The sequence below is a fragment of the Salinirubellus litoreus genome (assembly GCF_037335815.1).
GTDB lineage: Archaea > Halobacteriota > Halobacteria > Halobacteriales > Haloarculaceae > Salinirubellus > Salinirubellus litoreus.
In genome coordinates, this window is sequence record NZ_CP147841.1 from 3,291,590 (window position 1) to 3,317,263 (window position 25,674).

The 25,674-nt window shown below is 68.9% G+C and carries 23 protein-coding genes; 15 read left to right on the top strand and 8 right to left on the bottom strand.

Translation table 11 applies throughout. The features are described from left to right. Nucleotides 1-66: 66 nt before the first annotated feature. Nucleotides 67-1,191 carry an NAD(P)/FAD-dependent oxidoreductase gene (locus WDJ58_RS16395; RefSeq protein WP_338914361.1) on the top strand — a complete coding sequence of 375 codons (1,125 nt, stop codon included), beginning with the start codon at nucleotides 67-69 and terminating at the stop codon, nucleotides 1,189-1,191. Between the two features lie 123 nt (nucleotides 1,192-1,314). Beyond that, entirely contained in the window at nucleotides 1,315-2,916 is a 1,602-nt protein-coding gene (locus WDJ58_RS16400; protein ID WP_338914362.1) for a Na+/H+ antiporter NhaC family protein, read from the top strand. Nucleotides 2,917-3,364: 448 nt separating this feature from the next. On the opposite strand, the gene WDJ58_RS16405 is transcribed toward WDJ58_RS16400, so the two are convergent. Then, nucleotides 3,365-3,541, bottom strand: a complete 177-nt coding sequence (locus WDJ58_RS16405) for a hypothetical protein (protein WP_338914363.1) — start codon at nucleotides 3,539-3,541, stop codon at nucleotides 3,365-3,367. Nucleotides 3,542-4,288: 747 nt separating this feature from the next. On the opposite strand from WDJ58_RS16405, the gene WDJ58_RS16410 reads away from it, so the two are divergent. From WDJ58_RS16410 to WDJ58_RS16430, 5 genes are all read left to right on the top strand, one after another. Next, entirely contained in the window at nucleotides 4,289-4,558 is a 270-nt protein-coding gene (locus WDJ58_RS16410; protein WP_338914364.1) for a hypothetical protein, read from the top strand. A gap of 218 nt (nucleotides 4,559-4,776) precedes the next feature. Then, complete coding sequence (locus WDJ58_RS16415; protein ID WP_338914365.1) at nucleotides 4,777-5,664, top strand: bifunctional 5,10-methylenetetrahydrofolate dehydrogenase/5,10-methenyltetrahydrofolate cyclohydrolase; 888 nt, start codon at nucleotides 4,777-4,779, stop codon at nucleotides 5,662-5,664. A 322-nt stretch (nucleotides 5,665-5,986) separates the two neighbouring features. Beyond that, a complete protein-coding gene (locus WDJ58_RS16420; protein WP_338914366.1) occupies nucleotides 5,987-6,982 on the top strand; it encodes a hypothetical protein in 996 nt (331 codons plus the stop codon). Nucleotides 6,983-7,124: 142 nt separating this feature from the next. Beyond that, on the top strand, nucleotides 7,125-7,811 hold the full coding sequence (locus WDJ58_RS16425; protein ID WP_338914368.1) for a helix-turn-helix domain-containing protein: 687 nt from the start codon (nucleotides 7,125-7,127) through the stop codon (nucleotides 7,809-7,811). Between the two features lie 263 nt (nucleotides 7,812-8,074). Then, nucleotides 8,075-8,728 (top strand): helix-turn-helix domain-containing protein, encoded by a 654-nt coding sequence (locus WDJ58_RS16430; RefSeq protein WP_338914369.1) that lies wholly within the window; start codon nucleotides 8,075-8,077, stop codon nucleotides 8,726-8,728. 54 nt (nucleotides 8,729-8,782) lie between these two features. On the opposite strand, the gene WDJ58_RS16435 is transcribed toward WDJ58_RS16430, so the two are convergent. Together WDJ58_RS16435 and WDJ58_RS16440 are read right to left on the bottom strand one after the other, a co-directional pair. After that, nucleotides 8,783-9,643 carry a methylenetetrahydrofolate reductase gene (locus tag WDJ58_RS16435; protein WP_338914370.1) on the bottom strand — a complete coding sequence of 287 codons (861 nt, stop codon included), beginning with the start codon at nucleotides 9,641-9,643 and terminating at the stop codon, nucleotides 8,783-8,785. 125 nt (nucleotides 9,644-9,768) lie between these two features. Next, nucleotides 9,769-11,157: an aminomethyl transferase family protein gene (locus tag WDJ58_RS16440; protein WP_338914371.1), complete on the bottom strand. Its 1,389-nt coding sequence runs from the start codon at nucleotides 11,155-11,157 to the stop codon at nucleotides 9,769-9,771. A 366-nt stretch (nucleotides 11,158-11,523) separates the two neighbouring features. Between WDJ58_RS16440 and folD the strand changes: the two genes are divergently transcribed. From folD to WDJ58_RS16455, 3 genes are all read left to right on the top strand, one after another. Next, the gene (gene folD / locus WDJ58_RS16445) at nucleotides 11,524-12,417 is read left to right on the top strand and encodes a bifunctional methylenetetrahydrofolate dehydrogenase/methenyltetrahydrofolate cyclohydrolase FolD (protein ID WP_338914372.1); all 894 of its coding nucleotides are present in this window, start codon (nucleotides 11,524-11,526) and stop codon (nucleotides 12,415-12,417) included. Between the two features lie 219 nt (nucleotides 12,418-12,636). Further along, nucleotides 12,637-13,890, top strand: a complete 1,254-nt coding sequence (ilvA, locus tag WDJ58_RS16450) for a threonine ammonia-lyase (RefSeq protein WP_338914373.1) — start codon at nucleotides 12,637-12,639, stop codon at nucleotides 13,888-13,890. A gap of 364 nt (nucleotides 13,891-14,254) precedes the next feature. Continuing rightward, nucleotides 14,255-16,015, top strand: a complete 1,761-nt coding sequence (locus tag WDJ58_RS16455) for a BCCT family transporter (protein ID WP_338914374.1) — start codon at nucleotides 14,255-14,257, stop codon at nucleotides 16,013-16,015. A gap of 362 nt (nucleotides 16,016-16,377) precedes the next feature. Here the strand turns inward: WDJ58_RS16455 and WDJ58_RS16460 are convergent, their stop codons facing one another. Together WDJ58_RS16460 and WDJ58_RS16465 are read right to left on the bottom strand one after the other, a co-directional pair. After that, entirely contained in the window at nucleotides 16,378-16,602 is a 225-nt protein-coding gene (locus tag WDJ58_RS16460) for a hypothetical protein (protein ID WP_338914375.1), read from the bottom strand. Nucleotides 16,603-16,751: 149 nt separating this feature from the next. After that, nucleotides 16,752-17,324 carry a hypothetical protein gene (locus WDJ58_RS16465; RefSeq protein ID WP_338914376.1) on the bottom strand — a complete coding sequence of 191 codons (573 nt, stop codon included), beginning with the start codon at nucleotides 17,322-17,324 and terminating at the stop codon, nucleotides 16,752-16,754. Between the two features lie 156 nt (nucleotides 17,325-17,480). On the opposite strand from WDJ58_RS16465, the gene WDJ58_RS16470 reads away from it, so the two are divergent. Continuing rightward, nucleotides 17,481-17,918 (top strand): hypothetical protein, encoded by a 438-nt coding sequence (locus tag WDJ58_RS16470; protein WP_338914377.1) that lies wholly within the window; start codon nucleotides 17,481-17,483, stop codon nucleotides 17,916-17,918. 37 nt (nucleotides 17,919-17,955) lie between these two features. Continuing rightward, complete coding sequence (locus WDJ58_RS16475) at nucleotides 17,956-18,117, top strand: hypothetical protein (RefSeq protein ID WP_338914378.1); 162 nt, start codon at nucleotides 17,956-17,958, stop codon at nucleotides 18,115-18,117. A gap of 9 nt (nucleotides 18,118-18,126) precedes the next feature. Here WDJ58_RS16475 and WDJ58_RS16480 read toward each other — a convergent pair whose 3' ends face one another. Together WDJ58_RS16480 and WDJ58_RS16485 are read right to left on the bottom strand one after the other, a co-directional pair. Next, a complete protein-coding gene (locus WDJ58_RS16480) occupies nucleotides 18,127-18,567 on the bottom strand; it encodes a universal stress protein (RefSeq protein ID WP_338914379.1) in 441 nt (146 codons plus the stop codon). 282 nt (nucleotides 18,568-18,849) lie between these two features. Next, complete coding sequence (locus WDJ58_RS16485; RefSeq protein WP_338914380.1) at nucleotides 18,850-20,082, bottom strand: NAD-binding protein; 1,233 nt, start codon at nucleotides 20,080-20,082, stop codon at nucleotides 18,850-18,852. A gap of 106 nt (nucleotides 20,083-20,188) precedes the next feature. Here WDJ58_RS16485 and WDJ58_RS16490 point away from each other — a divergent pair, with 106 nt between their 5' ends. After that, a complete protein-coding gene (locus WDJ58_RS16490; RefSeq protein ID WP_338914381.1) occupies nucleotides 20,189-22,054 on the top strand; it encodes a BCCT family transporter in 1,866 nt (621 codons plus the stop codon). Between the two features lie 117 nt (nucleotides 22,055-22,171). Further along, nucleotides 22,172-22,558 carry a Rid family detoxifying hydrolase gene (locus tag WDJ58_RS16495; RefSeq protein WP_338914382.1) on the top strand — a complete coding sequence of 129 codons (387 nt, stop codon included), beginning with the start codon at nucleotides 22,172-22,174 and terminating at the stop codon, nucleotides 22,556-22,558. Between the two features lie 115 nt (nucleotides 22,559-22,673). Here the strand turns inward: WDJ58_RS16495 and fdhF are convergent, their stop codons facing one another. After that, nucleotides 22,674-24,851 carry a formate dehydrogenase subunit alpha gene (gene fdhF / locus WDJ58_RS16500; RefSeq protein WP_338914383.1) on the bottom strand — a complete coding sequence of 726 codons (2,178 nt, stop codon included), beginning with the start codon at nucleotides 24,849-24,851 and terminating at the stop codon, nucleotides 22,674-22,676. A gap of 224 nt (nucleotides 24,852-25,075) precedes the next feature. Between fdhF and WDJ58_RS16505 the strand changes: the two genes are divergently transcribed. Continuing rightward, nucleotides 25,076-25,657, top strand: a complete 582-nt coding sequence (locus tag WDJ58_RS16505; protein ID WP_338914384.1) for a hypothetical protein — start codon at nucleotides 25,076-25,078, stop codon at nucleotides 25,655-25,657. Nucleotides 25,658-25,674 lie beyond the last annotated feature (17 nt).

Below are 25,674 nucleotides of genomic sequence, written 5' to 3' on the forward strand. Positions count from 1 at the left end.
CCCGGCTCGAAACTACCCGTCGCGCCGACCCACAGACGTAAATCCGCCCCGGCCGCTCCCGGAGGCATGGAAGCCATCGTCGTCGGCGGTGGGATCGTCGGGAGCGCCACCGCCTACCACCTCGCGTGGGCGGGCGTCGACGTCACGCTGTTCGATCGGGCGGACGAGGGGCGGGCCACCGACGCCGGCGCGGGCATCCTCTCGCCCGCGACGAGTTCGAACGCGGACTCCGAGCCGTGGTTCCGGTTCGCCGTCGACGCCGTGGACTACTACGACGAACTGAACGCGGCCCTGCTCGACGCGGGCGTCGAGGAGACGGGCTACGCCGTCCCCGGGCTCCTCCGGATCGCCGTGGACGAAGCGGAGGCCCGGATCTTCGACGAGGCCCTCTCCCGCATCCGCGACAGACAGGAACGGCTCGGCGCACCGGCGAGGATCGACGAACTCGCCCCGGCGGAAGCCCGGGAGCGGAGCCCGATCGTCGGCGAGGTGACGCGGGCGCTCTGGAACCCGAACGGCGGCCGCGTCGACGGGCGGACGTTCAACGCCGCCCTGCGGGAGGCGGCCGAGCGGGCCGGACTGACGGTCCGGGAGGCCGACGTCACGGGTATCCGCGTCGAATCGGGTACCGTGGAGGGGGTCGTCGCCGACGGCGAGCGATTCGACGCCGACGCGGTCGTCGTGGCCGGCGGGGCTTGGTCACCGGAGTTCGCCGGGGACCTCGACTACGAGGTGCCGGTCGAGCCGATGCGCGGGCAGATACTCCACCTCGAAACCGACCACGGGACGGACGGGTGGCCCATCGTCACCGGGACCCGCTCGCTCTACACGGTCCCCTGGGAGGCGGGGCGGATCGCGGTGGGCGCGACCTACGAGGAGGGGTCGGGGTACGTCCCCCACTCGACCGTCGAAGGGGTTCACGAGGTGCTTTCGGACACGCTCGACGTACTCCCGGGGCTGGCCGACGCCGCCATCGAGGAGATACGCGTCGGACTGCGGCCGGGCAGCGCCGACGGCCTCCCCGTCTGTGGTCCCGTCCCGGGCGTCGAGGGCGCGTACCTCGCGACGGGTCACGGCCCGACGGGGCTCCAGATGGGCCCGTACTCGGGGAAGCAGGTCGCACGGCTCGTCCGCGGCGAACCGCTCGAAACGAGCATGGATGCGTTCTCACCGGCGCGGTTCGAGGACTGACTCGAAGACCCCTCGAAACGGGCTTGCCTCCGCCAGTACCTCGGAGACTCCCGCGAGGCGTGATCCCGGCCGACGGTGTGCAAGGGAAAGCTACTTGCGTCTCTGCGAGGCAACCGCCCACGAATGGCAACCGAATTCGGCGCTTTGTCGCTGGTACCGCCGCTGCTGGCCATCGTCCTGGCGATAGTCACCCGGAGGGCGATGCTGTCACTGTTCCTCGGCGTCTGGTCGGGGGGCCTCATATTCGCAGGGAACATCGGTATCGCGCAGGTCTTCACCTGGATCGTCGAATCGATCGGGAACAGCACGTTCAACGCGAAGATCATCGTGTTCACGATGCTGATCGGGGCGGGGATCGCGCTCATCTGGCGGCTGGGTGGCGCGATCGCGCTCACCGAGTGGGCGACGAAGAAGGTCGACTCACACCGCAAGGTCGGCGTGACGACCTGGTTACTGGGGCTGGTCTGGAACTTCGACGACTACGCGAACAACGCCATCGTCGGGAGTTCGATGCGGAGTCTCACCGACGAACTGAACATGTCCCGGGAGAAGCTGGCGTACCTCCTCGACTCGACGGCGGCCCCGGTCGCGACGATCGGTCTCTCCTCGTGGGTGGCGTTCGAGATCGGGCTCATCGCCAACCAGTACGAGCAGCTCGGCATCGCCGACCAGGTGCCGTCGGCGGCCGCGACGTTCATCCAGTCGATCCCGTTCAACATGTACTCGCTGCTGGCGATCGCGATGGTCGGCATCATCGCGTACACCCAGCGCGACTTCGGCGAGATGCTCACCGCCGAGAACCGCGCGGCGCGGACGGGCAACGTCATCCGCGAGGACGCGCGCCCGCTCCAGAGCATCAACGACGAACTCGGCGAGCCGCTGACCGACGACGCGCCGCTCCGGATGTTCTTCGCGCCCGTCGCCGTCCTCGTCGCCACCGTCGTCGGCAGCGCGATCTGGATGGGGTACGCCCCGGACCGGACGTTCGTCGAGATGGTCAACAACACGGGCGTCATCGACGCCCTCATGTGGGGGTCGTTCGCGATGGTCCTGACGGCGATCGCGCTCGGGATGCTCGACGACATCATCACCATCGACGAGGCGATGGACACCGTCCTCGACGGCTTCGGTACGATGCTGCCGGCGATCAGCATCCTCGTGCTGGCGTGGTCGATCGGTGCCGTCGCGACCGCGCTCGGGACGGGACAGTACGTGACGCAGATCGCGGAGGGCGTCGTCTCGCCGATGATGGTCCCGGTGGTCATCTTCGTCACGAGCGCGTTCATCTCGTTCGCCATCGGGACCTCCTGGGGGACGATGTCGATTATGACCCCCATCGTTATCCCGCTGGCGTGGTCGATCGGCGCGGGCGGGTCGCTGCTCCCCGTGGCGGTCGGGGCGATGTTCAGCGGTGCCATCTTCGGCGACAACTGCTCGCCCATCTCGGACACGACCGTCCTCGCATCGACGTTCGCGGGGTCGGACCACATCGATCACGTGCGCACGCAGATGTACTACGCGTTCACCGTCCTCATCGCGACGGCGGTGCTGTACCTCGTCTACGGCGTCACGAACATCACGCCGCTCGTCCTGCTCCCGGTCGGCGTGCTGGTGCTGATCGGGCTCGTGTACGGGTTCTCCGAACTCGACGCCCGGCGGAAGGACATCGACCCCAAGCCCTCGTCGAGCATCCGGGTGTCTGCCGGGTCGACGAGCGACGACTGAGCCGACGAGAGCGGAGCGCCCGATCGGACGCTCCGTCCCTCCCGTACGACTACCGGCCCGCGCGCAATCACGCGCCGCCTCCCGCTCGGATCGGGACGGAACTGCACGTCGGATCCTGCGAACCCCGAGCAGTCGGACCGGAACGCTCCCGGGCCGTCTCCGTAACGCGCGAGACGGTCGCTTCGACCGGGACCGGACGCTCGGGGGGGACCGGCAACGCCCTCGTCGGCCACCTATCCGATCGGACCCCGGGCTCCGGCGTCCGTGAGCCATCCTCCTGTTTCGAATATCGTCGGTCGACACGGCCACCGTGACGGAGGCCGTCGTCCGTGGAGTAAGCGTTCGTTCCCGCCCCGGTCCAGTCGGCGCTCGTCAGCCAACCACCGTCGGCTCGGAGCGTACTTCCGGGCGTCAGGACGGGGTCACGGGGGCTGCTCGGCGAGGTCCGTCAGCGGAGTTCTTCGAGCGAACGGACGGTGTCGGACATCAGCCACGCGGTCTCCCGACTCGGGTCCTCGATACAGAGCGCGAAGAACGAGTCACGTCCCTCGTCGACGGTGATCCGGTACGCGGAGCTGGTGATAGACGTTCCCTCATCCCCCTCTGTCGGTTCGCAGGCTGTCACGGCTCGCAGTACGTTCGCGCGACTGAAGTAGGAGTCGATTCCGGTTCGGTTGACCGGTAAGCGCCGAGCACCGTCGCGCGGATAGGGTCCGGTCCGGACGTCGTGTGTCCACGACCCTCGCGGCCGTTCCTAGCCGCACGTCCGTGCGGCGTCGGGTTCCCGAACGCCACGACACTGCATTCGTTCGCGTCGTCCGGTAGTTGGCCCTTCTGCCGGCCCCAGGAGGCCGGGCGTACGGGTGAACCGCACACGTACTCCATCACGTCGAAGACCGAGAGCCTCGTGAACCGAGGGGAACTCGATCGGGATCCGCGTGGATCCGAGGACGTATCGTTCGGAGCCGACGTGCGGCCGTTACGGTTCGGGTCCGGTGGGGTGGTGATCCTCGACGGCGGGTTAGCACCGTCTCGGCTGACACCCCTGGCACGGCCGGGGGGCCGCCGTACCGCCCCTCGGCGGTGGACGATCCGGTCGACGTTCGACCGATGTGACCACCGCGGTGGGACGGCCGTGTCGGCCATCGGACCGTGTCGGTCCTGACCCCGGCCGCGCCGCCGGTCTGCCCCCGCGGGACTCGTATCGGCGACCCTACCAGGGTTCGAGAGGTGATAACGCTGCCGGCGACCGAGCGGCCGCGGGTGTCCTCGAACGGGTATCGGCCACCCAGGCGCGGAGGGTCCGTCGGGCGGGCTCACGGGCGGTACGGAGTGATACCGTTATGCTCGGGCGGCCCCTCGATCCGGACGAATGAGCGATCTGAAGGTCACGCCGGGCCCGGGCGCACAGAGCGCGTTCAGGCTGGGTATGGGAGCGGCCGCCGTCGCCGGCCTCGCGGCGGTCGGTCTCCTCTACTGGACCGCCGTCCTTACGCCCCTGCTCGTCGGGTTCGTCCTGCTGCTGGTCTTCCCGATCTACCTCGTGTTCGCCGCGTCCGCCCTCAGCGTCTGGCTGGGGTTCGGCAAGGACGCCACCGACCTGCGGCCGGTCTACCGGGAGAAACGGGAGAAGACACCGTAGCCGAGCGGCGCGACGACGGGGATCGAATCCCCCGACGTCGAGTCACCGACCGCGTCCACTTCTACGTCGATGACGGCACGTCGGGCTGTGAGACGCAGGCCGACCGGATCGACCTCGAATCGGCGGTCTACGAGGACGCCGGCGTCACGGCCTACGGCGAGTTTCGGGGGCAGGGGTCAGGCGGGAGAGTTACAAGTACACCGCCCCGAGCGCCCGGCGTGTCGACCGAACGGCTGCTCGGCGAGCCCGTGGCCGCCGGGATCCGCGAGGAGGTCCGCGAACGGGTCGAGACGCTCGGCTCGCGCGATGTCGTCCCGACGCTTGGAACCGTGCTGATGAGCGCCGATCCGGCCGATCGGCGGTTCGTCGAGCTGAAGCACGACGCCTGCGAGCGGGTCGGCATCGAGGCACGGGACGTCCGCCTCGACCCCGGCGAGCCCGCATCGCGGCTCTACGGCGCGGTCGAGCGGCTCTCGGCCGACCCCGACGTCGACGCGGTGTTCGTGCAGGTCCCGCTCCCGGGAGGGGTCGAGGTCTCGGAGGTTCGAGAGCGGATCGACCCCCGAAAGGACGTCGACTGTCTCGCGTACGAGGACCTCGGCCGGCTCGTCGCGGGCGACCCCCGGTTCGTCCCCGCGACGACCGCCGCCGTCGTTCGACTGCTCGACGCCTACGACGTCGCCGTCGAGGGGTGCGACCTCGTGGTCGTCGGGCGCTCGCCCGTCATCGGACGGCCGCTGGCGAACCGCCTGCTCCGGAAGGAGCTACCGGGCGACGCGACGGTCACCGTCTGTCACTCCCGAACCGCCGATCTCGGGTCGGTGACCCGACGCGCGGACGTGCTCGTGACCGCCTGCGGCGTCCCCGAACTCGTCGACGCGTCGATGCTCCGGCCGGGCGTCACGGTGATCGACGTGAGCGCCAACCGACGACCGGCCGACACCGATCGTGGGTACGAGGTGATCGGCGACGTGGACTTCGAGAGCGCGCGAGCGGTCGCCTCGGCCATCACGCCGGTCCCGGGCGGGGTCGGGCCGGTGACGCTCGCCACGCTCCTCGGGAACGTCGTTCTGGCTGCCGAGCGGCGGACGGACGGTGGCGGGTGAGACGATCGAAAGGGACCGCCTACCTGCTTCTCGCTTCCCGTTCGTCGTCTGTGCGGGTGAGCTCGATCGGCGAGTCGCGAGGATCCTCGCGGATTCGCCGGTTCCGTCGGCATCCCGCCGACGAGCCACCGGCTACCGCTGGGGTTGAGTGAGATCACGGTTAAAGGGTTTCGTGCCACCCGGAACCGTCGTGTCGGGCGGCTGTACGGGATACGGGATCGGTCCCCGCGGCCCCGCCGCCCGGCCGCAGTATATAAACACGGCCACTATTCATCACGTAGGTTGATGATGGGATTCCACGACACGCCTGTCGAGGGCTACCATGTGTATCGGAGACGCGCTCCGGGAACTCGCCGCATTCCTCGACGAGTGTGAGGACGAGGGCCGCGTGACGGGGGTCGGACTGGTCGAGGGGCACGGTCGGGGAGCTTCGAGCGAGGTGAGCGCGGAGGTCGAGGTGACGCTCTCGGTGGCGGCCGCGGACGGTGACGGCGACCTCTCGCTCGACGGGTCGTCGGTCGACGAGGCGGGGCGGCTGGGCCTGTCGTTCGAGTCCCCCGAGTCGGTCGTCCCGACGCCGAACGGGCGCGTCGACGTCGAGCCCACCGGGGTGACGTTCGGGTCGGACGCCACGTTGACGGTCACGCTCACGGCGACGGTTCCGACCGACGATGGAGTCGGGATCGACGGCGAGGGTGCGACTGGGAACGAACCCACGACTGACGGTGGACCGGCAGCGGAGGACCGCGGTCGGCCCGGCGAACCGGACGAGGGGTCGGATGAGCCGGAGCCTCCGGCGGAGCCGGACCGCGACAGGGGGGTCCCCCCGTTCAGGGATCCCGAACTGCTGGCGGAGGTGTACGAGTCCTGTGACACGTTCGCCGAGATGACCGACGCGATCGGGATGGACGTCACGGCCGAGACGGTCCGTCGGTACATGATCGACTACGGGATCCACCAGCCGAACACCTACGACACGGGCGGTGACGAAGGGGAGGAGGATCGGGACGTCGAGGACGGCGGTGCTCACGCGGCCGAGACGGCCGAGGACGGCTCGCCCGTGGTGCTCGCGGACGGCATCGGTCTCCCGGAGGACGTCACGGTCGAGACGCTCATCGAGACCGTCGAGCGGTCGAACACGCTCTACGAGGTCGAGCGCGACGTCGGCGTCGACCGGGAGGACGCCCTGGAGATGCTGCGCGAACTCGACCTGCTCGACCTCGTCGTCGGTCGGCTCTCGACGCAGGACAGGCGTGACATCACCCGCGAGGACGTCGTCCAGCGGCTCCGCGAGGCGTCGGCCACTGGCGGTGGCTGAGCACACCGTTCGAACCCGACCACGGCGCGAGAGCGGAGCTTCTACCGGCCCGCCCGATCCCCTCCGCTCCCCGAGACGACGGAGAGACTAAGGGGGTCCGATCCCTCCTCCAAACGAGCCGTCCGCTCGCGAACTCTCTACCATGGCGATCGTCACCGAGGTCCGGTTCGCCCACGGGGACGGAGCCCTGGCCGACACGCTCGCGGCGCTCCCCGACGTCGACGTCACCGTCATCCGCGAGGCCAGCACCGATCCGGGCGGGAGCGTCTACCTGTTGCGGTTCGACGGCGATATCGGAGGGTACGAGGAGCTGGAGGAGGTCCTCGATGCGGATCACACGGTCCGGGCGGCGGAGCCGATGTCGGGGTTCGAGGACCAGCACCTCTGGGGGGTCGAGTTCTCCGCGGAGGCGAAGCTCCTCGCACCGAAGGTCACGAACGAGGAGGGGTTCGTCCTCGACGCCCGGAGCTCCGACCTCGATGGCGGCCGGCGCGGGTGGCACGAACGGTGGCTGGTCCCCGACCGGGAGGCGCTCCACGAGATCTGGGAGGGTGCCCGCGAGGAGGGGTTCGAGTTCGAGATCATCGAGTTCCGATCCCAGGGTCGAACCGACCCGGAGTACCCCGGCGGCGGCGCGCCAACCGACGAACAGCGCGAGGCGCTCCTGGCCGCGTACGAGCACGGCTACTTCGCGGAACCCCGAGAGACGTCCCTGGAGGAGCTCGCCGAGGTCCTCGGCCTCTCCCCGACGGCGGTCGGCGGACGGCTCAGGCGGGGGATGCGCTCGCTCGTCGGGATGACGCTCGTGGTCGAGCGCCCCGAGGAGTGATACCGACGGTTGTAACGGTTTACCGGTGATCGCCGCCCCGTCCAGGCGGCCACCGGGTAAAACACTACAACCGTCGGTATGAGCCCCGATCCGAACCGGACGGGGTGTCACGAACGCGAGACCCCCAGCCCCCGGTTCGCCGGGCCGTACGCCCCGAAAGCGTTAGGTGCGTTCCGTGGCTCACGTGTACATCTACGCTTCGATGACGGGAGTCCCGCGCCTTGCGAGCGAACGGCCGTGCCCCCCGAGGAGTCGAGCCTGACGTGATCTCCGCACGTGTCTACGCGGAACACCCCGATCTCGCGCTCACCCACACCATCCGCTCGCTCCCGGACGTCGACATCGGCGTCGTCTCGGACGCGGGGACCGACCCCCAGCACGACGTCTACTTCTTCTGGTTCGAGGCGTCGGACTTCGAGGCGGTCGAGGCGACCCTGGAGGAGGACCACACCGTCGCGGACCACTCGGTCATCGTCGAGCGCGAGGGCCGGCGGACCTACCGCATCGAGTACAGCGACCGGGCGAAGCTCCTCACCCCCGCGATGACCGAGATCGGGGGGGTCACGCTCGAGTCCAGGAGCCACTCGAACGGCTGGGTCCTCCGGATGCACCTCACCGACCACGACGGGCTGTACGCGCTCAGCGAGTACGCCGAGGAGGAGGGGATACGCCTCGAGATACTCTCGCTGAAGCAGACCGAGGAGACCTACGACCGGTTCGACTTCGGGCTGACCGACGAGCAGCGCGAGGCGCTCGTCGCCGCGTTCGTCCACGGCTACTACGACGAGCCCCGCCGGACGTCCCTGGAGGAGCTGGCGTCGCTGCTCGGGATCTCCCCGACGGCGGTCAGCGGACGGCTCAGGCGCGCCTCCGCCCGGCTCGTCGAGGAGGTGCTCCTCGACGAGGGGCGCGCCTGAGCGGGGGAACGGAACGGCGAGCGAAGAACGAACCGAGCGCCCGGACCGTGGGCACTACCGCTCCAGAGCGCCGAGCCGCCAGTCCTCGGTGTCCGGCACCTGGTTGAACGTGTAGATGTGGAGCCCCCGGATGTCGTACTCGGGGTCGGCGGCGTAGGGGGCGAGCCCGTCGATGAGTTTGTCGGGGGTGTACTTCCCCCGCGAGCCGACGAGCTGGCGGACGAACCCCACGATACCGCTCGTCTTCCGGAGGAAGTCGATCGAGTCGCCCACGCCGACCTTCTGCGAGATGCCGAGCAGCCGCTGGTACTTCATCACGCCCGGGATGCCGACCTCGACCGGGAGCTCGACGCCCCGCGCTCGTATCTCCTCGATCCACTCGACGACCGCCTCGGGGTCGTAACAGAGCTGCGTGACGATATACGTCGAGTGGGGCTCCTTCTTCGCCATCGCTTCGGCGAGCGTCTCGTCGTCGAGGAAGGCGTGTCCCTCGGGGTAGCCGGTGATGCCGACCTCCTCGAACTCGTAGCCGAGACCGTCGAGTGCGACGAGCAGGTCGTGGGCGGACTCGAACTCCCCCGCGGGCTCCTCGCGGTCGCCGCCGGGGACGAAGATGTCGGTGACGCCAGCGTCGGCGACGCGCCCGGCGATCTCGTCCAGGTGCTCCTCGTCGCGGACGTAGCGGGCCGCGATGTGGGGGACGATCTCGTAGCCCGCCTCGGCCGCTCGCTCGGTCCACTCGACCGTCGCGTCGATACCGAGCGACGGCGAGGTGGTGATGGCGATACTCGCACCGTCCGGCAGGTGACCCATCTGTTCCCCGAAGCTGTCGAACGGCATCAGTTCGAACCGCGGCTCCGAGAGCAGTCGCTGTGCACCGTCCGCCGTCGACGTCGAGCGTGTTTCGAGTGCCATTGTCTGGTGTCAGCGGTCGGATCGGGGCCGCCCACTTCTCGTAGCCTCGGGAGCCGGCCCGTAAGGGCCTGTCGCCGCCGGCAGGGCGTCCGGCCGGGCTGGTCCGGTCCGCGGGCGACGGCCCATCACTCGTCCGCGTCCTCCCGGGCGTGGAGCTTCGCCTGCTCGCGGGCGCTCGGGTTCACCGACTCCTTGAACGGGACCTCCGCGACCGTCGCGTACACCGGCTCGCCCGGCTCCTCGGCGTACTCGTCGGGGAGGTGGACCTGGAACTCGACGCCGAGGTCCTCCTCGTAGATCTCGTCGTCGAGCGTCGCGTCCGTCTCCGTCTGGAGCTTCTCGGCGGGGACGAACCCCATCCCGATGTTCGTCTCGAGCTCCGGGTTCCACCACGGGGAGGTCATGTAGCCACACTCCTCGCCCGTGTCGGGGTCGGAGATGATCCAGAAGTCCGGCGCGTAGTCCCGGATGGGTTCGCCGGCCATCTTCAGCCCCACGAGCTTGAGGTTGAACGGGTACTCGCCGTCCTCGATGAGCGCCTTCTGGCGTTCGAGCTCCTCCTTGCCGATGTAGTCGCCCTCCTTGTCGTCGGGCACCTGGTAGCCGAGGTTGACCTGGAACGGCGAGGTCTCGTGGTCCATGTCCTGGCCCCAGGACATGATGCCCGCGGCGATGCGGCGGTGGTGGCCGGGGGCGATCTGCATCCCGCCGTGGTCGACGACGCTCTCGTGAACCGGGTCCCAGACGCGCTCGCCGTACTTCGAGGCCTCCTTCACGTACACCTCGAAGCCCGCCTCGCCGGAGAAGCCGGTCTGACTCACGAGCACGTCGACGCCGTCGATCTCGGCGTCCATCAGGCCGTAGTAGGGGATGTCCGTGACCTCCTCGCCGACGACGTCGACCATGACGTCCTCGGCGAGCGGGCCCTGGATCTGCATCGGGGCGACGTCGATCTCGTCGATCTCCACGTCGAAGTCCATGCCGACGTTGACCCCCTGGATCCACTGCATCAGCGTCGAATCCGAGATGGAGAACCAGAACTCGTCCTCGGCGATCCGCAGGAGGACCGGGTCGTTGAGGATGCCGCCGTCCTCGTTACAGAGGATGACGTACTTGCCCTTCATCGGCTCGATGGCCGTCGCGTCCCGGGTGATGACGTAGTCGGTGAGCGCCTCGGCGTCGGGGCCCTTCACGCGGATCTGGCGCTCGACGGCGACGTCCCAGATGGTGACGGCCTCGGTGAGCGCCTCGTACTCCTTCATCGCGCCGCCGTCCTCGGGCTCGACGAGCCCGCGAGGGTGGTAGAGCCGGTTGTAGACCGTCGCGCGCCAGGCACCGTTCTCGTTGAACGACTTGTGGAAGAACGGCGACTTGCGAACGCGGGTCGAGACCAGCATCTCGATCCCCGGATCGCCCGACTGGCGGAGGTTCCGCGGCAAGGTGCGGTCGGACTGGTCCACGCTCGGGTGGTTCGGGTGTTCGGCTTCCTGGGAGAGCGACTCGTTGTCTGACATCGCTTCTCCGGGTCGCGCCGGTCGTACATAAAATGCGGGCGTAGGACCCGAACAACGGGAGCGTAATCCACCGTATTTGGCCCTCACGGACCGAGTATCGGCCGTCATGATCGCTGGGCGTTTCACGGCACCGGATCGGACAACATCTGACAGCCGTGGTACGTGTTGTGGAATCCACCGGGAACCGACGGGCCGACTGACGGGGCGTGGACCCGGCGGTTTGATAACGCTCGGTCCGATTGTCGACCCGAGGCCCGGCGGACGCGCCGCCGGCGTGGGCGCGTCGCGACCGGGCGAGGAGACCACCATGGACCACAAGGACCCGGATGCTACGGCGGAGGCGGACCCGACGGGAGGCCGGTACCCGTGACGAACGTCCTCGACGGCAACGCGGTCGGCGACCGTATCCGCGAGGAGCTACGCGGCTGTATCGACACGCTCGACGGCGAGGGGGTGACCCCGGGACTGGCGACGGTCCTGATGAGCGAGGACCCCGCGAGCGAGACGTACGTCTCGATGAAACAGCGGGCCTGTGAGGACCTCGGGATCGAGAGCATCCACCGCGAGATAGACCCCGACGCGCCCGCCGAGGAGCTGTTCGAGACGGTCGAGTCGCTCAACGACGACCCCGAGGTCCACGGCATCCTCGTCCAGATGCCCGTCCCGGACCACGTCGACAAGCGGACGGTGCTCCGGAGCATCGATCCGGAGAAGGACGTCGACGGGTTCCACCCCGAGAACGTCGGGCGGCTAGTGGCGGGCGACGCCCGCTTCAAGCCCTGTACGCCACACGGCATCCAGAAGCTACTGGAGGCCGCCGACGTCGACACGGAGGGGAAGGAAGCGGTCGTCGTCGGGCGGTCGGACATCGTGGGCAAGCCGATGGCGAACCTCCTCATCCAGAAGGCCCCCGGGGGGAACGCGACGACCACCGTCTGTCACTCCCGTACCGACGACCTCGGCGCGAAGACCCGTGAGGCGGACATCGTCGTCGCGGCCGCGGGCTACCCCGAACTCGTCGACGGGTCGATGATCGCGGAGGGAGCCACCGTCATCGACGTGGGCGTCAACCGCGTCGACGCGGACAACGAGAAGGGGTACGAACTCGTCGGCGACGTCGAGTTCGAGAGCGCGAAGGAGAGAGCGGAGGTCATCACCCCGGTCCCCGGCGGCGTCGGCCCGATGACCATCACGATGCTCCTGTACAACACCGTGAAGGCGGCGGGCATCCAGGCGGACGTCCCGGTCGACCTCCCGTAGGGCGTCACCGGGACCTATCCGTCATCACGCGTTTCGTGTTCGGGCGACGCCCCGGGAGCGAGTCGATCGCCGACCCCGGGCCGGAGAGCCCGTACCGGGCCCTCTCGCCGGATCGACCCGCCAATTTCGGTCCGTCCGTGAGACTTAACCGGTAGTCGGGGCCAGGGGGGAGCGTCACGGGTCCCGCCGGCGCGCGCCGCTGACCCGGGAGACGGTACCATGAGTCAGGACACCTCCCACTCCGTCGAGTTCGCCGACATCGAGGCCGCAATGGAGCGCCTCGACGACCCCACCGTGGTCAAGCGCACGCCCGTCGAGCGGAGCACGTCGCTCGAATCGATGACCGGTGCCGAGGAGGTCCACCTGAAGCTCGAACAGCTCCAGTGGACGGGCTCGTTCAAGACCCGCGGGGCGTACAACAGGATACGGACGTGTCTCGAAGCGGAGGAGGGGACCGTCGAGCGGGTCGTCGCGGCCAGCGCCGGCAACCACGCCCAGGGGGTCGCGCTCGCGGCGACGAAACTGGGTGTCGACTCGACCATCGTCATGCCGAAGAACGCCCCGCAGACGAAGGTCGACGCCACGCGGGGCTACGGCGCGACGGTCGAACTCGTCGGCAAGGACTTCCAGGAGGCGATGCGCTACGCGAAGGGGGAGGTCTCGGATCCGGGCGTCGAGTTCGTCCACGCGTACGACGACCCGGCGATCGTGGCGGGTCAGGGGACCCTCGGCGTCGAGATGGCGGAGGACGTCCCCTCGCTCGACACGGTGGTCGTTCCGATCGGCGGCGGCGGGCTCATCTCGGGTATCGCCACCGCGTTCGCCGAACTGGGTCCCGAAACGCGGATCGTCGGCGTGCAGGCCGCGGGAGCTGCGACGGTCCCCGAGAGCCTCGCGAAGGGGATCCCCGTCACGCTGGAGGAGGTCGACACCATCGCCGACGGCATCGCCACCGGAGGTATCTCGGAGCTCACGCTCTCGATCATCGAGGAACACGTCGACGAGGTCGTCACGGTCACGAACAGCGAGATCGCCGACGCGGTCCTCGTGCTGATGGAGCGGGCGAAACAGGTCGTCGAGGGGGCGGGCGCGGCCTCGGTCGCGGCGATACGGAGCGACGCGCTCGACGTCTCGGGCGAGCGGGTGATGCCGCTGCTCTGCGGGGGGAACCTCGACATGACGATGCTCAGGGCGGTCCTGATCCACGCGCTGACCCGCCGCAGTCAGCTCCTCCGGCTTCGCGTCCGCATCGACGATCGGCCGGGGAAGATGACCGAGATCTCGGGAGTGATCGCCGACCACGGGGCGAACATCCAGAACGTCCGCCACGACCGGGCCCTGGAGGACCTCGACGTCGGCGAGGCGTACCTCGTCTTCCAGGTCGAGACGACCGGCGCGGGCCACGCCGCGAACATCGTCGACTCCATCGCCGAGCACGGCTACGAGGTCGAGGTCGTCAACCGGGCCCCGTAGGGATCATCGTAGCCGGTCGGGGGCCTCGATCCCCCACCGGGGCTGTCGGTAACGACGACGGCCCCGAGATCCGGCCGGCAGCGGATTCCCGGGCGATCCGACGTCGGGCCCGGTCCCCCGCGTGTTCATAAAGGACACCGCATCCACACACCAACATTTATTAAGGATCATTCGTAGCAATCCGTGAGGTACTATGGCATGACAGGTGACGGCGGTAGCGTACTCCACGGCGTCGACCGGCGTGGCGGGGGCGGCGCGACAGCGATGAGAGATCGAGGATCCGTCTGACGATCATTCGAGGACACACGAACTACAATGAGCGTAGCACACGACGACACGGCCGAGTTCGACGCGGAGGGAGCGTATGGCTGACGGGGAAGAGACCACCGGCGAGATGTCCGAGGGGCTCCAGGTAGAGCTGTTCCACCCGGAGTCCGATCGGGAGCCGGGCGACACGAACTGGCAGGGGTTCGGGTTCGACGTCCACCCGATCGTCTTCCCGGTCGCGCTGGCCATCATCGCGCTGTTCATCGCGGTGACGATCGGACTGGGCGATCAGGCGTCGGCGGCGTACACCTTCCTCTTCAACTTCATCGGGGAGAACTTCGGCTGGTTCTACCTGCTCGCGGTCAACATCTTCATCGTGACGCTGCTGTACTTCGCGTTCGGCAAGTACGGCAACATCAGGATCGGCGGCGTCGAGGCCGACAAGGAGTTCAGCGACTTCTCTTGGATGGCGATGCTGTTCAGCGCCGGCATGGGGATCGGCCTGATGTTCTTCAGCGTCTCGGAGCCGCTGTACTACTTCCAGAACGTCCCCAGCTTCTTCGGAGCGGAGGCAGGGACGGGCGCGGCGGCCTCGGCGGCGATGGCCCAGACGTTCTTCCACTGGGGGTTCCACCCGTGGGCGATCTACGGACTCGTCGGGCTCGGGCTGGCGTTCTTCTCGTTCAACCGAGGACTGCCGCTGACGTTCCGGTCGATCTTCTGGCCGCTGCTGGGCGAACGGATCTACGGCTGGCCCGGCCACATCATCGACCTGGTGACGGTGTTCGCGACGCTGTTCGGCCTGGCCACCTCGCTCGGTCTCGGCGTCGCACAGGTCAACACCGGCCTCTCGTACGTCGGGGGGGACCTCCTGGGGCTGGTCAGCGTCCCGGACACCACGCTGGTACAGATACTGCTCATCGGCGGTATCACGGCCATCGCGACCCTGTCGGTCGCGGCCGGCCTGGACGGCGGAGTCAAGCGTCTCAGCACGGTCAACCTCTACCTGATGTTCGCGCTGCTCGGGTTCCTGCTGATCGTCGGGCCGACGGTCTACGTGCTCGGCGCGTGGGTCGAGGGCCTGGGCACGTACTTCGGGAACATCCTGTCGCTGGGCTTTTTCACCGGCACGCTGGGGCCCGCGGAGAACGGGACGGTGACCGGCTGGACCGTCTTCTACTGGGGCTGGTGGATCGCGTGGTCGCCGTTCGTCGGGATGTTCATCGCGCGCATCTCGAAGGGACGGACGGTCCGCGAGTTCGTCCTCGGGGTGCTGTTCCTCCCGTCGCTGTTCTCGACGCTCTGGCTGTCCGTCTTCGGCGGGAGCGCGCTGCACAACTCCATCGTCGGCAACGGCGCGGCGCTGGCCACCTACAACGAGGTCGGGCAGACCGTCGCGATGTTCGCCATGCTCGAACAGTTCCCGCTCGGCGCGCTGAGCGGCATCCTCGCCACGCTGCTGGTCATCACGTTCTTCGTCACGTCGTCGGACTCGGGGTCACTGGTCATCGATCACCTGACCTCGGGCGGCAAGCACGACGTGCCGAAGGCCCAGCGCGTCTTCTGGGCGGTCACCGAGGGCATCGTCGCGGCCATCCTGCTGTGGGGCGGCGGCCTCGGCGCGCTCCAGACCGCCGCCATCACGACCGGGTTGCCGTTCGCGGTGATCCTGTGTCTGATGTGCTACACGGTGTATCTCGGCCTCGACAACGAGTACGAGATCCTCGAGAGCGAGGAGTTCGCCGAGCGCATCCAGGACCTGACCGAAGCGGGTGACACGCAGGTGACTACCTCCGGCAGGGAGACGGTGACGTCGATCAGACGCGGCGAGGGCGAGGACGCGCCCGGCGGCGACTGACCCCCGCCAAACCGTCTACCCACCATCGCACACCACCCCGATCCTCTTTTCGGCGGACGACGAGCCCGGAGTCACATCGGACGGCGTGCTCGTGGACGGGGCGTATCGACCGCGTCGCGGCCTCCATTCCGGCACCAGCGCAGTCCCACGTTCTGGCGGGATAGCGTCCCATACGGACGATCGCCGGACGACACGGGACCCGATCGGGCGCTGGATTCATCCGGAATCTCGCCGGTGATGGTCGTCGCACCCTCGGGAGCCGTTACTCGGATGCTGTTACCGAGAGGCCGTACCGGGGCCCGGTCGACTTCCGTGTCGGGCCACGAGCGCGTGCCGTCACGGCGGGGCCAGCACCGCGTCGATCAGTAGTAGTCCCACTCGTCGTCGGCGTCGCCGCGGTGTACGTCGTCCTCGGCCCCCGCATCCTCGTCGGGCCACCGTATCCCGTCCCCCCGGAGGCTCTTGTAGGCGAACGCTCCGAGGGCGACCAGCATGAGCACCAGGACGAGCGTCCCCGCGAGGACGGCGACCTGTGCGACGGATTCGGTCAGCCCACCCCCGATGGTCTGGAGCGGCAGGTGTGCCATACTGCCACAACGTGTGGCGACGAGAAGAGCCTTGCCCGGGACGGTGGGCCTCGAGGAGGAGGAGGAGGAGGAGGAGGAGGAGGACGCTGTAGTCCCTCAGCGACGATCGTCGACGGGTGGTGGAATAGCCCGTCGACCGCGACAGTCCATCAGACGTCCGCCTCGGTCTCGACCGTCCGTTCGCCGTGGACCCACCGTCGCGTCGTGTTCCCGAGCCCGACGGCGGCGACGGCGATCCAGACGACCGCGGCGGGGAGGGGCGGGAGCACCAGCCACGGGAGCGCGCTGAGGACCGCGCCGACGACCGCGCCGGGCCAGGGCCGTCGACTCCCCTCGATCCCGGTGAGCCAGGTGCCGACGACGGTGTAGCCGAGCCCGGCCAGCGTCAGCGTGGCCCCACCGAGGAGAACCGTCACGATCGGTAGTACGACTCCGCCGAGCCCGACCCGCACGGCCTGTGAGACGACGTATCCCCCGACGAACGCGACGAGACCGAACGCTATCACCCCGTAGACGAACCCGATCGGCGACCCGTCGACGGTGCGGTCGACCGCCCGTTCGACGGTCGCGCCGCGGCGGGCGAGCAGCACCGCGCCGAACAGCGACACCAGCAGGAAGGATACCGCCGCCCGGATCGGGCCCGGAACGCCGAGGAGCACGGACGGGTCGGCGGTGCCGGCTGCGAGGAGCGCCGGGCCGGCCGCGACGCCGGGAACGACCATGCCCGTCCGTCGGTCGAGGGACGGGAATAGCTGTCGACCGGCGGGGTCCCTCGGGGAGGGCTCCGGACCGTGCGCGGCGTCACGGTCGGCCCGGGAGCGTGCGTGAGGTTTCCATGCAGGGCACTTATGCTACAGCTACCCGTAGGGGAGGGTGTCGTGAGAGCCCCGCTGAATGCGCTGTTCAGGGCGGTGAAGCGGGCTGGCGGTCGGGTCGCCGCTCCACTACGGCGGAACGGCGGCCCGAACAAGTTCGACCTGTCGTCGGTCGATACGGCCACGACCACCTACGAGGGCGACGAGGGGTGGGCGAAGCGGCCGCCCGCGACGCTCGAGTGTCCGCAGTGCGGGGGCGAGATCCTCCAGCACAGCGCGGGGGACACCATCGACTGTCCGCACTGCGTCGCGGAGTTCGGGTACGAGGAGTTCACCGAACTGGAACTGCTGTATCTCAGCTGTCCGGTGTGCAGGAGTCGGATGCTCCACGGCCAGCGACACCCCGAACGGTTCGACATCCCGGAGTGGGCGACCTGTGACTCGTGTCGGTATCACTGGGAGTTCAAGCACTCCTACGCGAGGGACCGGCGACGAGGGTGACGGGGAACTAAGCGTTCCGGGTCCACAGGTGGGACCGATGGTCGCGCTCGTACCGACGGCACTCGCGGTCGTGGCGGTCGCGCTGATACTGGTCGCGCTGGCCGCGATGACGATAGGTGACCTCCAGGTCGCCGGGCTGAGCTTCCTGAGCGCCAGCCTGGTCATCTACCTCCGCGAGACGCGGTTCGCCGGGGAGTAGCCGAACGCCCTACTCGTTCATGTCCATCCGCGTCGTGACGACGGGGATCGTCGAGGTCCGGACGACCTTCTCGGCGGTGCTACCGAGCAGCGCCCGGAACGTCCCCCTGTAGGCGCTCCCGATGACGATGGCGTCCATCCCCTCGCTCTCGGCGTAGTCGACGATCTCCTCGGCGGGCTCTCCCGTCTTGATGACGGGTTCGCACTCGACGCCCTCCTCGGCCGCCATCCCGCAGAGTTCGCCCGTGACCTCCTCGCCGTACTCGCGGTACTCCGCGCGCATCGACTCCTCGTCGTCCCGGATCGACATCGCCCGTGGGACGCCCGGGAGGTCGATGACGTACATCGCGTGGACGGTCGCCCCCAGCGACGCCGCGAGCCCGATCCCGTGTTCCGCTCCCTTCCGTGCCTCCCTGCTCCCGTCGTAGGGGAGCAGAATGTCGTCGTACATCTCTCGCCACCTAGTGAAGGGCTCTCACATCGGATTGAAATAGGTTTGGGAGCCGAGAGGTCCCCGCCGGCCGGGGCGGGCTGTCGACCGTGCGTCCGGGCTGTCGTGGGAGGTGAAAATCGCCGCCCGTGACCGTCACCGCTTCGAACGGCCGGGCGACCGCGCCGGCTTCACACCGGGGCGTTCGCCATCGGTCGGGTCGTCGGGGCCGGGTTCGTTCGTACACAAAATGACAGATAGAATCTATCTCGTGGATCCCGCGTCCCACGCCGGCAGGAGAACCTACGAGGAGGTCGGGTCCCCGTCCTCGTCGGCGAGGAGCGGGTCGGGGTCGCCGAGGACGGACCGTCCGAGGAGCCGACCGCCGATGACCGCCGGGCTGATGACCCGGTCCGCGCCGACGTCCTCCAGTTTGTCGGCGTGTCGCTGGTCGGTCGCCGCGGCGACCAGCCGGACGTCGGGGGCGATCTGTCGGACCGCGAGGACCGCCAGTACGTCGCGGGCGTCGTCGTCGGTGGCGACGACCACCCCGCCCGCCGCGCCGACGTTCGCGTCGAGCAGCGACTCCCGGTCGGTCGGATCGGCCGTCAGGACGTTCACGTCGCGGTCCCCGAGCGCCGCGGCGGTCTCGGCGTCCGGCGTGATCACCACCACATCGGTCGTCGGGCCGAGTTCGTTCAGGAGCGGTTCGGTGAGGTCGCCGTGCCCCAGGACCACGACGTGGTCCTCGAGGAGCGAGAGCTGTGATGCGTTCATGTCTCCGAATGCGGACGTTATCCGGTCCTCTATGGCGGGGACGAGCAGCGAGCCGAAGGCCGCCCCGAAGGCAGCCGTCCCGATGATGAGCACCGAGAGGGTGAACAGCTTCGAGAGCTGGGTGGTCGGCGTCGCGTCGCCGTACCCCACCGTGGTCCCGGTGACGACGATGTAGTAGAAGGCGTCAGTCCAGGTCTCGATGCCGGTGTACTGCTCGCGGAGGACGTACGCGCCGACGGTGCCGTAGACCTGGACCGCCAGGAGCGAGACGATGGCCGCGGTCTGGAAGGGACCGAGGTCGAGCGGCCGGTCGAACTGCTCGCGGTTCCGGACCACCAGCGGGAGCGTCAGGACCGACAGCACGAACAGCAGGGCGTCGGTCGCCTCGGCGGTCACCAGCGGCAGCGCCGCGACGACCGGGAGCAGCGCGACCGTCGCGTACCAGGCGAGTCTGAGCCGCCGCCCGAGCCCCGCGGCGGCGACCGCGAGCAGGAACGCCACGAGCACGCCGACGATCGGAACCGCGCTCAGGACCCCGGGGCGGACGAACTGCGCGAGCGGGCCCGTACCCTCGACGGGCCCCTGGCTGAGGTGCGACAGCCCGGTGACGAACGCGAGGACGGCGACCCCCCCGGCCAGCAGCACGGCGGTCCTGGCTCCCGAGAACGCCCGCCAGTAGACGAGCGGAACCCTGTCGTCGTGGTCGAACAGCTCCCTGAGGGCGGCGTCCGTGGACGGCTCGGGGGCGTCGCTCGTCACGTCGTGGGGATAGGTCACGGGACACATAAACTGTCGCCGTGGACCGCTCCGTCGGGAGCCACAGCGCGACGACAGGACTATCCGTCGGCCCGTGGTGTGGTGTGTCATGTCGCACGAGACGGGGGGCGCGGAGGCGTCCCTCCGGCGAGTGCTCGTCCCGGTGTGCGCGCTCTCGGGGGCGCTGGTCGTCTCGGGTTTTTTCTTCCCGTGGCTCGTCGGCTCGGTCGTGAGCGGCGGGGGGTGGCTCGCCGTCTCGCTGCTGTTCTTCGGGTCCGGTCTGGCCTACCTCGCGCTGTTGCCGGTCGAGGACGCCTCCGAGGGGACGGCCCCGGACGCTGGCGCGCCCTACCTCCTCCGCATCCGCCACCTCTCGCTCGGGGCGAGCGTCCGGACGTTCGCCCGCCGACAGGACCCGGTCGCGTTCGGCGTGCCCGTCGCGGTGTTCGCGCTCTTCTTCGCCGCGCAGCTCCTCCTCCCGACGCGGACGACGGCCGCGGTGATCGCCGCGAAGGACACCGTTCTCGGGGCGTTCGGCCCGCTATTCGTAGGGGCGATCTCCCTCTCCGTGCTCTACGCCCTGTTCCTGCTCGTCGGACCCTGGGGCGAGGTGCGTCTCGGCGGCCCGGACGCGGAACCGAACTACACCTACCCCACCTACTTCGCGATGGTGTTCACCGCCGGGATCGCCGCCGGCATCGTCTTCTGGGGGCCCGCCGAGGCGCTCTTTCACTACCGGTCGCCGCCGCCGTACCTCGGCGCCGCCCCCGAATCGGGTGCCGCGGTGGTCGGCGCGCTCACCTACGCGCTGTTCCACTGGGGGTTCTCCGCCTGGAGCGCCTACCTCGTCATCGGACTCCCCATCGCCTACTTCACCTACCAGCGGGGTGCTCCCCTGCGGGTGTCGACGCTGCTCGCGCCGTTCCTCGGCGTCGACGGCCTCGACGGCTACGCCGGCCGGTTCGTCGACGTGCTCGCCGTCTTCGCCACCATCGGCGGGGTCGCCACCTCCGTCGCGTTCGTCGGCCGGCAGTTCCTCGCCGGCATCGGCTTCCAGTGGGACGTCTCGACGGGTGGGCTCGCGCCGATCCTGTTCGTCGCAGGCCTGACGGTCATCTACGGCGTCTCGGCGGAGAGCGGCGTCGAACGCGGAATCAGACGTATCGCCGGCGTCAACCTCGCGCTGTTCGTCCTGTTCGGACTCCTGCTCGTGGGGGTGGGTCCGCGGTCGTTCGTCGTGGAGCAGGGGACCGCCGCGCTCGGACGCTACGCCGTCGAGTTCGTCCCGATGAGCCTGTTCCTGGGTGGGGAGTGGGTCGCCGAGTGGACGGTCTGGAACTGGGCGTGGTGGTTCTCCTGGGCCCCGTTCGCCGGGCTGTTCCTCGCGGCGCTCTCGCGCGGGCGGCGGGTCCGGACGGTCGTCCTCACGGGTGTCGTCGCCACCTCGCTCGCGACGATGGCCTGGTTCCTCCTGCTCGGCGGGACGTCGCTCCACGTCCAGCACACCGACGCGGTGGACGTCCTCGCCGCGATCGACGCGGCCGGTGGGTCCGAAGCCGTCGCCGGCTTCCCGGTCCTGGCCGCGCTCCCCCTCGGTCGGCTGCTCGTCTTCCTCTTTCTCGCGCTCATCCTCGTCTTCATCGTCTCCTCGGCCGACACGTCGACGCTGGTGGTCGCCATCCTGGCGACCCGGCGCGAGTCCGCGCCGAGCACGGGGAGCATCGTCTTCTGGGCCGTCGTCCAGGGGGCCGTCGCGGTCTCGGTGCTGGTCGTCGGCGGTGGCGAGGCGCTCCAGGCCGCCGCCGTCCTGACCGGCGGTCCCTTCGCGGTCGTATCGCTGATCGCGCTCGTGGGCCTGACCGACACCTTCCGGCGGCACGAAGGGGGGCGTCCCTGGCTCCCGGCCCGTCTCCGGGGGCTGACCGGCGAGGGACCGAAAGGGCCGAGCGACGTCCTCCGGGAGGAGGACGACTGATCGCGTCCCATGTTCCGCCGCCACGAGAGATAAGCTAGCTGTCAGGAATAGGTCCGTCGCAGGAGGGGGCCGACGAGCGGTGCGTATTAGGCCCGGGGCGTCCGTGGCGCGAACGGGATGAAGCGACTCGTCGACACGGACGACGCGCCGGCGGCCGTCGGGGCGTACAGCCAGGCGACCACGAACGGGGACCTGCTGTTCACGGCGGGCCAGCTCCCGCTGACGACCGACGGGGAGCTGCTCGACGGCGAACCGGTCTCGGCCCAGACCGAGCAGTGTCTGGAGAACGTCGAGGCCATCCTCGCGGCGGAGGGTTTCGGCCTCGGCGACGTCCTCAAGACCACGATCTACCTCGACGACATCGAGGACTTCGAGGAGATGAACGAGACCTACGCGGGCTACTTCGAGTCGGAGCCGCCGGCCCGCAGCGCCGTCGAGGTCGGGAACGTCCCGAAGGGCGCGGCGGTCGAGATCGAGGTCGTCGCGGACGCTACCCCGGACTGACCACGAGCTCGATCCTGCGAGCCCGTTCCCCGGCATCACCAGTCGCCAGCCACGAGTCTCGGAGTGGCGGCGAGAGAACGGGAGAGGGGGAGAGCGGGAGTCGAGTTCCCGGCGGTCAGTCGTCGGCGGGCGCGTCCCGGTCCGACGGTTCGATTCCGACCTCGATCTCGGCGGCGGCGGCCTTGTACTCGGGGATCTTCGCCCGCTCGTCGAGCACGTCGTTGGTGAGGCGGTTGGCGGAGGCGGCCGCGAAGTGCGGCGTCGTCCAGATCGACCCCTCCTTGATGTCCTCGGTGACGTGAGCCTCGACGGTTATCTCCCCGCGGCGCGAGCGGAGGGTGACTTCCTCGCCGTCCTCGATGCCGTAGCGCTCGGCGTCGTTCGGATGGACGTCGACGAAGTTCTCGGGGTGCTGGCGGTTCAGCGTCGGCGACCGGCGACTCATCGTCCCCGTGTTGTAGTGTTCCTCCAGTCGTGCGGTCGTGAGGATCAGGGGGTACTCCTCGTCGGGGGTCTCCTTCGGCGGCTGGTGGACGACGCCCTCGATGTGCCCGAGACCGCTCTCGGTGTCGAAGGAGTCCTCGTAGAGGTACTGATCACCCTCGTCGCCGGGCTCGTAGCAGGGCCACTGGATGCCCTCCTCGCCGAGCGCCTCGTAGGTCATCCCGTGGTAGCTCGGGCAGACCTGCCGGAGCTCCTCGAACACCGCCTCGACGTCCTCGAATCGGAACCCGCCGCCGGGCTCCGCCCGGCTCTCCGAGGAATCCGGTTCCTCGCTCTCCTCGAACAGCCGGCTGCCGACCTCCATCAGGATGTCGAGGTCGTGCTTCGTGTTCTCGTGGACCTTCCGTACCCCGCGCATCAGCTGGACCCGGCGGTCGGTGTTGGTGACCGTGCCGCCGCGCTCGGCCCACGTCGTCGCCGGCAGGATCACGTCGGCGTACTCGGCCGTCTCGGTCATGAAGATGTCCTGGACGACCATGAACTCGAGGTCCCCCATGCGCTCGGCCACGCTGTTGCCGTCCGGTTCGCTCATCACCGGGTTCTCGCCCATGACGTAGAGGCCGTGGACGGAGTCCCCGATGGCGTGGGAGATCTCGACGTTCGTCAGCCCCGGTTCGGGCGGGACCTCGAACCCCCAGACCTCCTCGACGCTCTTCCTCGCCTCGTCGTCGTCGACGAGCTGATAGCCCGGGAGGACGTTCGGCATCGCGCCGACGTCACAGGTCCCCTGGACGTTGTTCTGGCCGCGGAGCGGGTTGACGCCCGTTCCGGGTTTGCCGAGGTTGCCGGTGATCAGCGCGAGGTTGATCTCGTTCTGGACGTTGTCGACCCCGCAGGTGTGCTGGCTCATCCCCATCCCGGTGAAGATGGCGGAGTTGTTCGCCATCGCGTACTTCTCCGCGGCGAGTTCGATGTCCTCGAGAGGGACGCCACACTGCTCGGCGGCCTCCTCCTTGTCGAAGTCCTCCAGGGTCTCCGTCAGGTGTTCGAACCCCTCGGTGCGCTCCTCGATGAACGCCTCGTCGATGTAGCCCGCCTCGGGGTTCTCCTCGTGTCGCTCCAGGATGGTCTTGATGACCACGTTCAGGAGCGGGATGTCCGTCCCCGGTTCGAGCTGGAGGTGCATGTGGCGGTCGGTCTCGTCGATCTTGAACGACCGCGTCGTCTTGTTCTTGTGCGGGTCGACCTGGATGACGGTCGCCCCTTCTAACACTGCTTGCCGGAAGTACTGGCTGTTGGCGATGGGGTGCTGTTCGCCGGGGTTGGCCCCCTGGATCCAGAAGACGTCGGCCGCCTCCTCGAGGTCGGCCATGCTGTTGGTCATCGCGCCGGCTCCCAGGCTGGTACGCAGCGCCCACACGGTCGAGGCGTGGCACATCCGCGTGCAGTTGTCGACGTTGTTGGTGCCGTACCGACGGGCGAGCTTCTGGAGGAGGTAGTTCTCCTCGTTCATCGTCTTCGAGGAGCCGAAGAAGCCCATCGCGTCGGGGCCGTGCTCCTCGCGGATGCGCGAGAGCTCGTCGACGATCCGGGAGTAGGCCTCCTCCCAGGTCGCCTCGCGGAACTCGCCCTCCTCCTTTATCAGTGGTTCCGTCAGTCGGTCCTCGTGGTCGACGACCTCCGTCGCCGCGCCGCCCTTGATGCAGATCCGTCCCTCGTTGACGGGCGCGTCGCCCCACGGCATGAACCGCATGTCGCCGGGCTCCTCGCCGGGCTTTACCTGGATGCCACAGCCGACGCCACAGTACGGACAGATGGTCTTGACCGGTTCCTGATCTTCACTCGACATAGGGTGGGTGCTCCATGGGGGGTGTTCGGGGGTGTTCGCTCGGAAAGCCTTCGTGAGAACTGGCCCCTCCACGCGCATCAATCTTGCCCAGAGGCATCCGCCCACCGCCACGATCGACCCGGAGACACCGGTTCGAGCGCGGTAGAACACGTCCAGCCATTCTATTGATACGAACACGTCTCGGGGAAAGCCTCTCGCCGGGGAGGGTCGTACTGCCGGGGACGATGGAACTCACCGCCTCGCTCGTCGCGGAGAAGGCCCGCGAGTACCGGGAGACGGGGATGCTATCCGACACCGAGCACGAGCACGTCGAGATCCTCCCCGGGATGTTCGCCGACGAGGAGTACGGCTGGCGGGACGCCGAGTGGGTCGTCCAGTGGTACTTCCGCCGGTACCTGGGCGACTACCCGAATGCCGACCGGCGGGCGGCGGAGGCGGCCTACGGCGAGAACGGCTTCGACGACGTGCTCGACACCCTCTCGTCCGTGACGGAGGCCAACGACGACGGCGAACGGGTCCGACTGCTGACCGCCCTGGAAGGCGTCGACGTCCGCATCGCCTCGGCGTTCCTCCAGTTCATGTTTCCGGAGGAGTACGTCGTGGTCGGCGACCGCGAGTGGGCCGTCCTCCGCGCGGCCGACGAACTCGAGGACCCGTACCCGGACCCGCCGGACGTCGAGGAGTACCTGACGTACCTCGAGACGTCTCGCGCGGTGGCCGACCGATGTGGCTGTGGCCTCTGGACGCTCTACACGGCGCTCTGGCGACTCTGGAACGACCTCGAAACGGGCGACAGCGACGGGTAAGCGGGGCGGGAAACGCG

Excerpts from the sequence above, each read along its gene's own strand:
- WDJ58_RS16395 (WP_338914361.1), top strand. The coding sequence starts at position 67 with ATGGAAGCCATCGTCGTCGGCGGTGGGATCGTCGGGAGCGCCACCGCC.
- WDJ58_RS16400 (WP_338914362.1), top strand. The coding sequence starts at position 1,315 with ATGGCAACCGAATTCGGCGCTTTGTCGCTGGTACCGCCGCTGCTGGCC.
- WDJ58_RS16410 (WP_338914364.1), top strand. The coding sequence starts at position 4,289 with ATGAGCGATCTGAAGGTCACGCCGGGCCCGGGCGCACAGAGCGCGTTC.
- WDJ58_RS16420 (WP_338914366.1), top strand. The coding sequence starts at position 5,987 with ATGTGTATCGGAGACGCGCTCCGGGAACTCGCCGCATTCCTCGACGAG.
- WDJ58_RS16425 (WP_338914368.1), top strand. The coding sequence starts at position 7,125 with ATGGCGATCGTCACCGAGGTCCGGTTCGCCCACGGGGACGGAGCCCTG.
- WDJ58_RS16435 (WP_338914370.1), bottom strand. The coding sequence starts at position 9,643 with ATGGCACTCGAAACACGCTCGACGTCGACGGCGGACGGTGCACAGCGA.
- WDJ58_RS16440 (WP_338914371.1), bottom strand. The coding sequence starts at position 11,157 with ATGTCAGACAACGAGTCGCTCTCCCAGGAAGCCGAACACCCGAACCAC.
- ilvA (WP_338914373.1), top strand. The coding sequence starts at position 12,637 with ATGAGTCAGGACACCTCCCACTCCGTCGAGTTCGCCGACATCGAGGCC.
- WDJ58_RS16455 (WP_338914374.1), top strand. The coding sequence starts at position 14,255 with ATGGCTGACGGGGAAGAGACCACCGGCGAGATGTCCGAGGGGCTCCAG.
- WDJ58_RS16460 (WP_338914375.1), bottom strand. The coding sequence starts at position 16,602 with ATGGCACACCTGCCGCTCCAGACCATCGGGGGTGGGCTGACCGAATCC.
- WDJ58_RS16465 (WP_338914376.1), bottom strand. The coding sequence starts at position 17,324 with ATGGTCGTTCCCGGCGTCGCGGCCGGCCCGGCGCTCCTCGCAGCCGGC.
- WDJ58_RS16475 (WP_338914378.1), top strand. The coding sequence starts at position 17,956 with ATGGTCGCGCTCGTACCGACGGCACTCGCGGTCGTGGCGGTCGCGCTG.
- WDJ58_RS16480 (WP_338914379.1), bottom strand. The coding sequence starts at position 18,567 with ATGTACGACGACATTCTGCTCCCCTACGACGGGAGCAGGGAGGCACGG.
- WDJ58_RS16490 (WP_338914381.1), top strand. The coding sequence starts at position 20,189 with ATGTCGCACGAGACGGGGGGCGCGGAGGCGTCCCTCCGGCGAGTGCTC.
- WDJ58_RS16495 (WP_338914382.1), top strand. The coding sequence starts at position 22,172 with ATGAAGCGACTCGTCGACACGGACGACGCGCCGGCGGCCGTCGGGGCG.
- fdhF (WP_338914383.1), bottom strand. The coding sequence starts at position 24,851 with ATGTCGAGTGAAGATCAGGAACCGGTCAAGACCATCTGTCCGTACTGT.
- WDJ58_RS16505 (WP_338914384.1), top strand. The coding sequence starts at position 25,076 with ATGGAACTCACCGCCTCGCTCGTCGCGGAGAAGGCCCGCGAGTACCGG.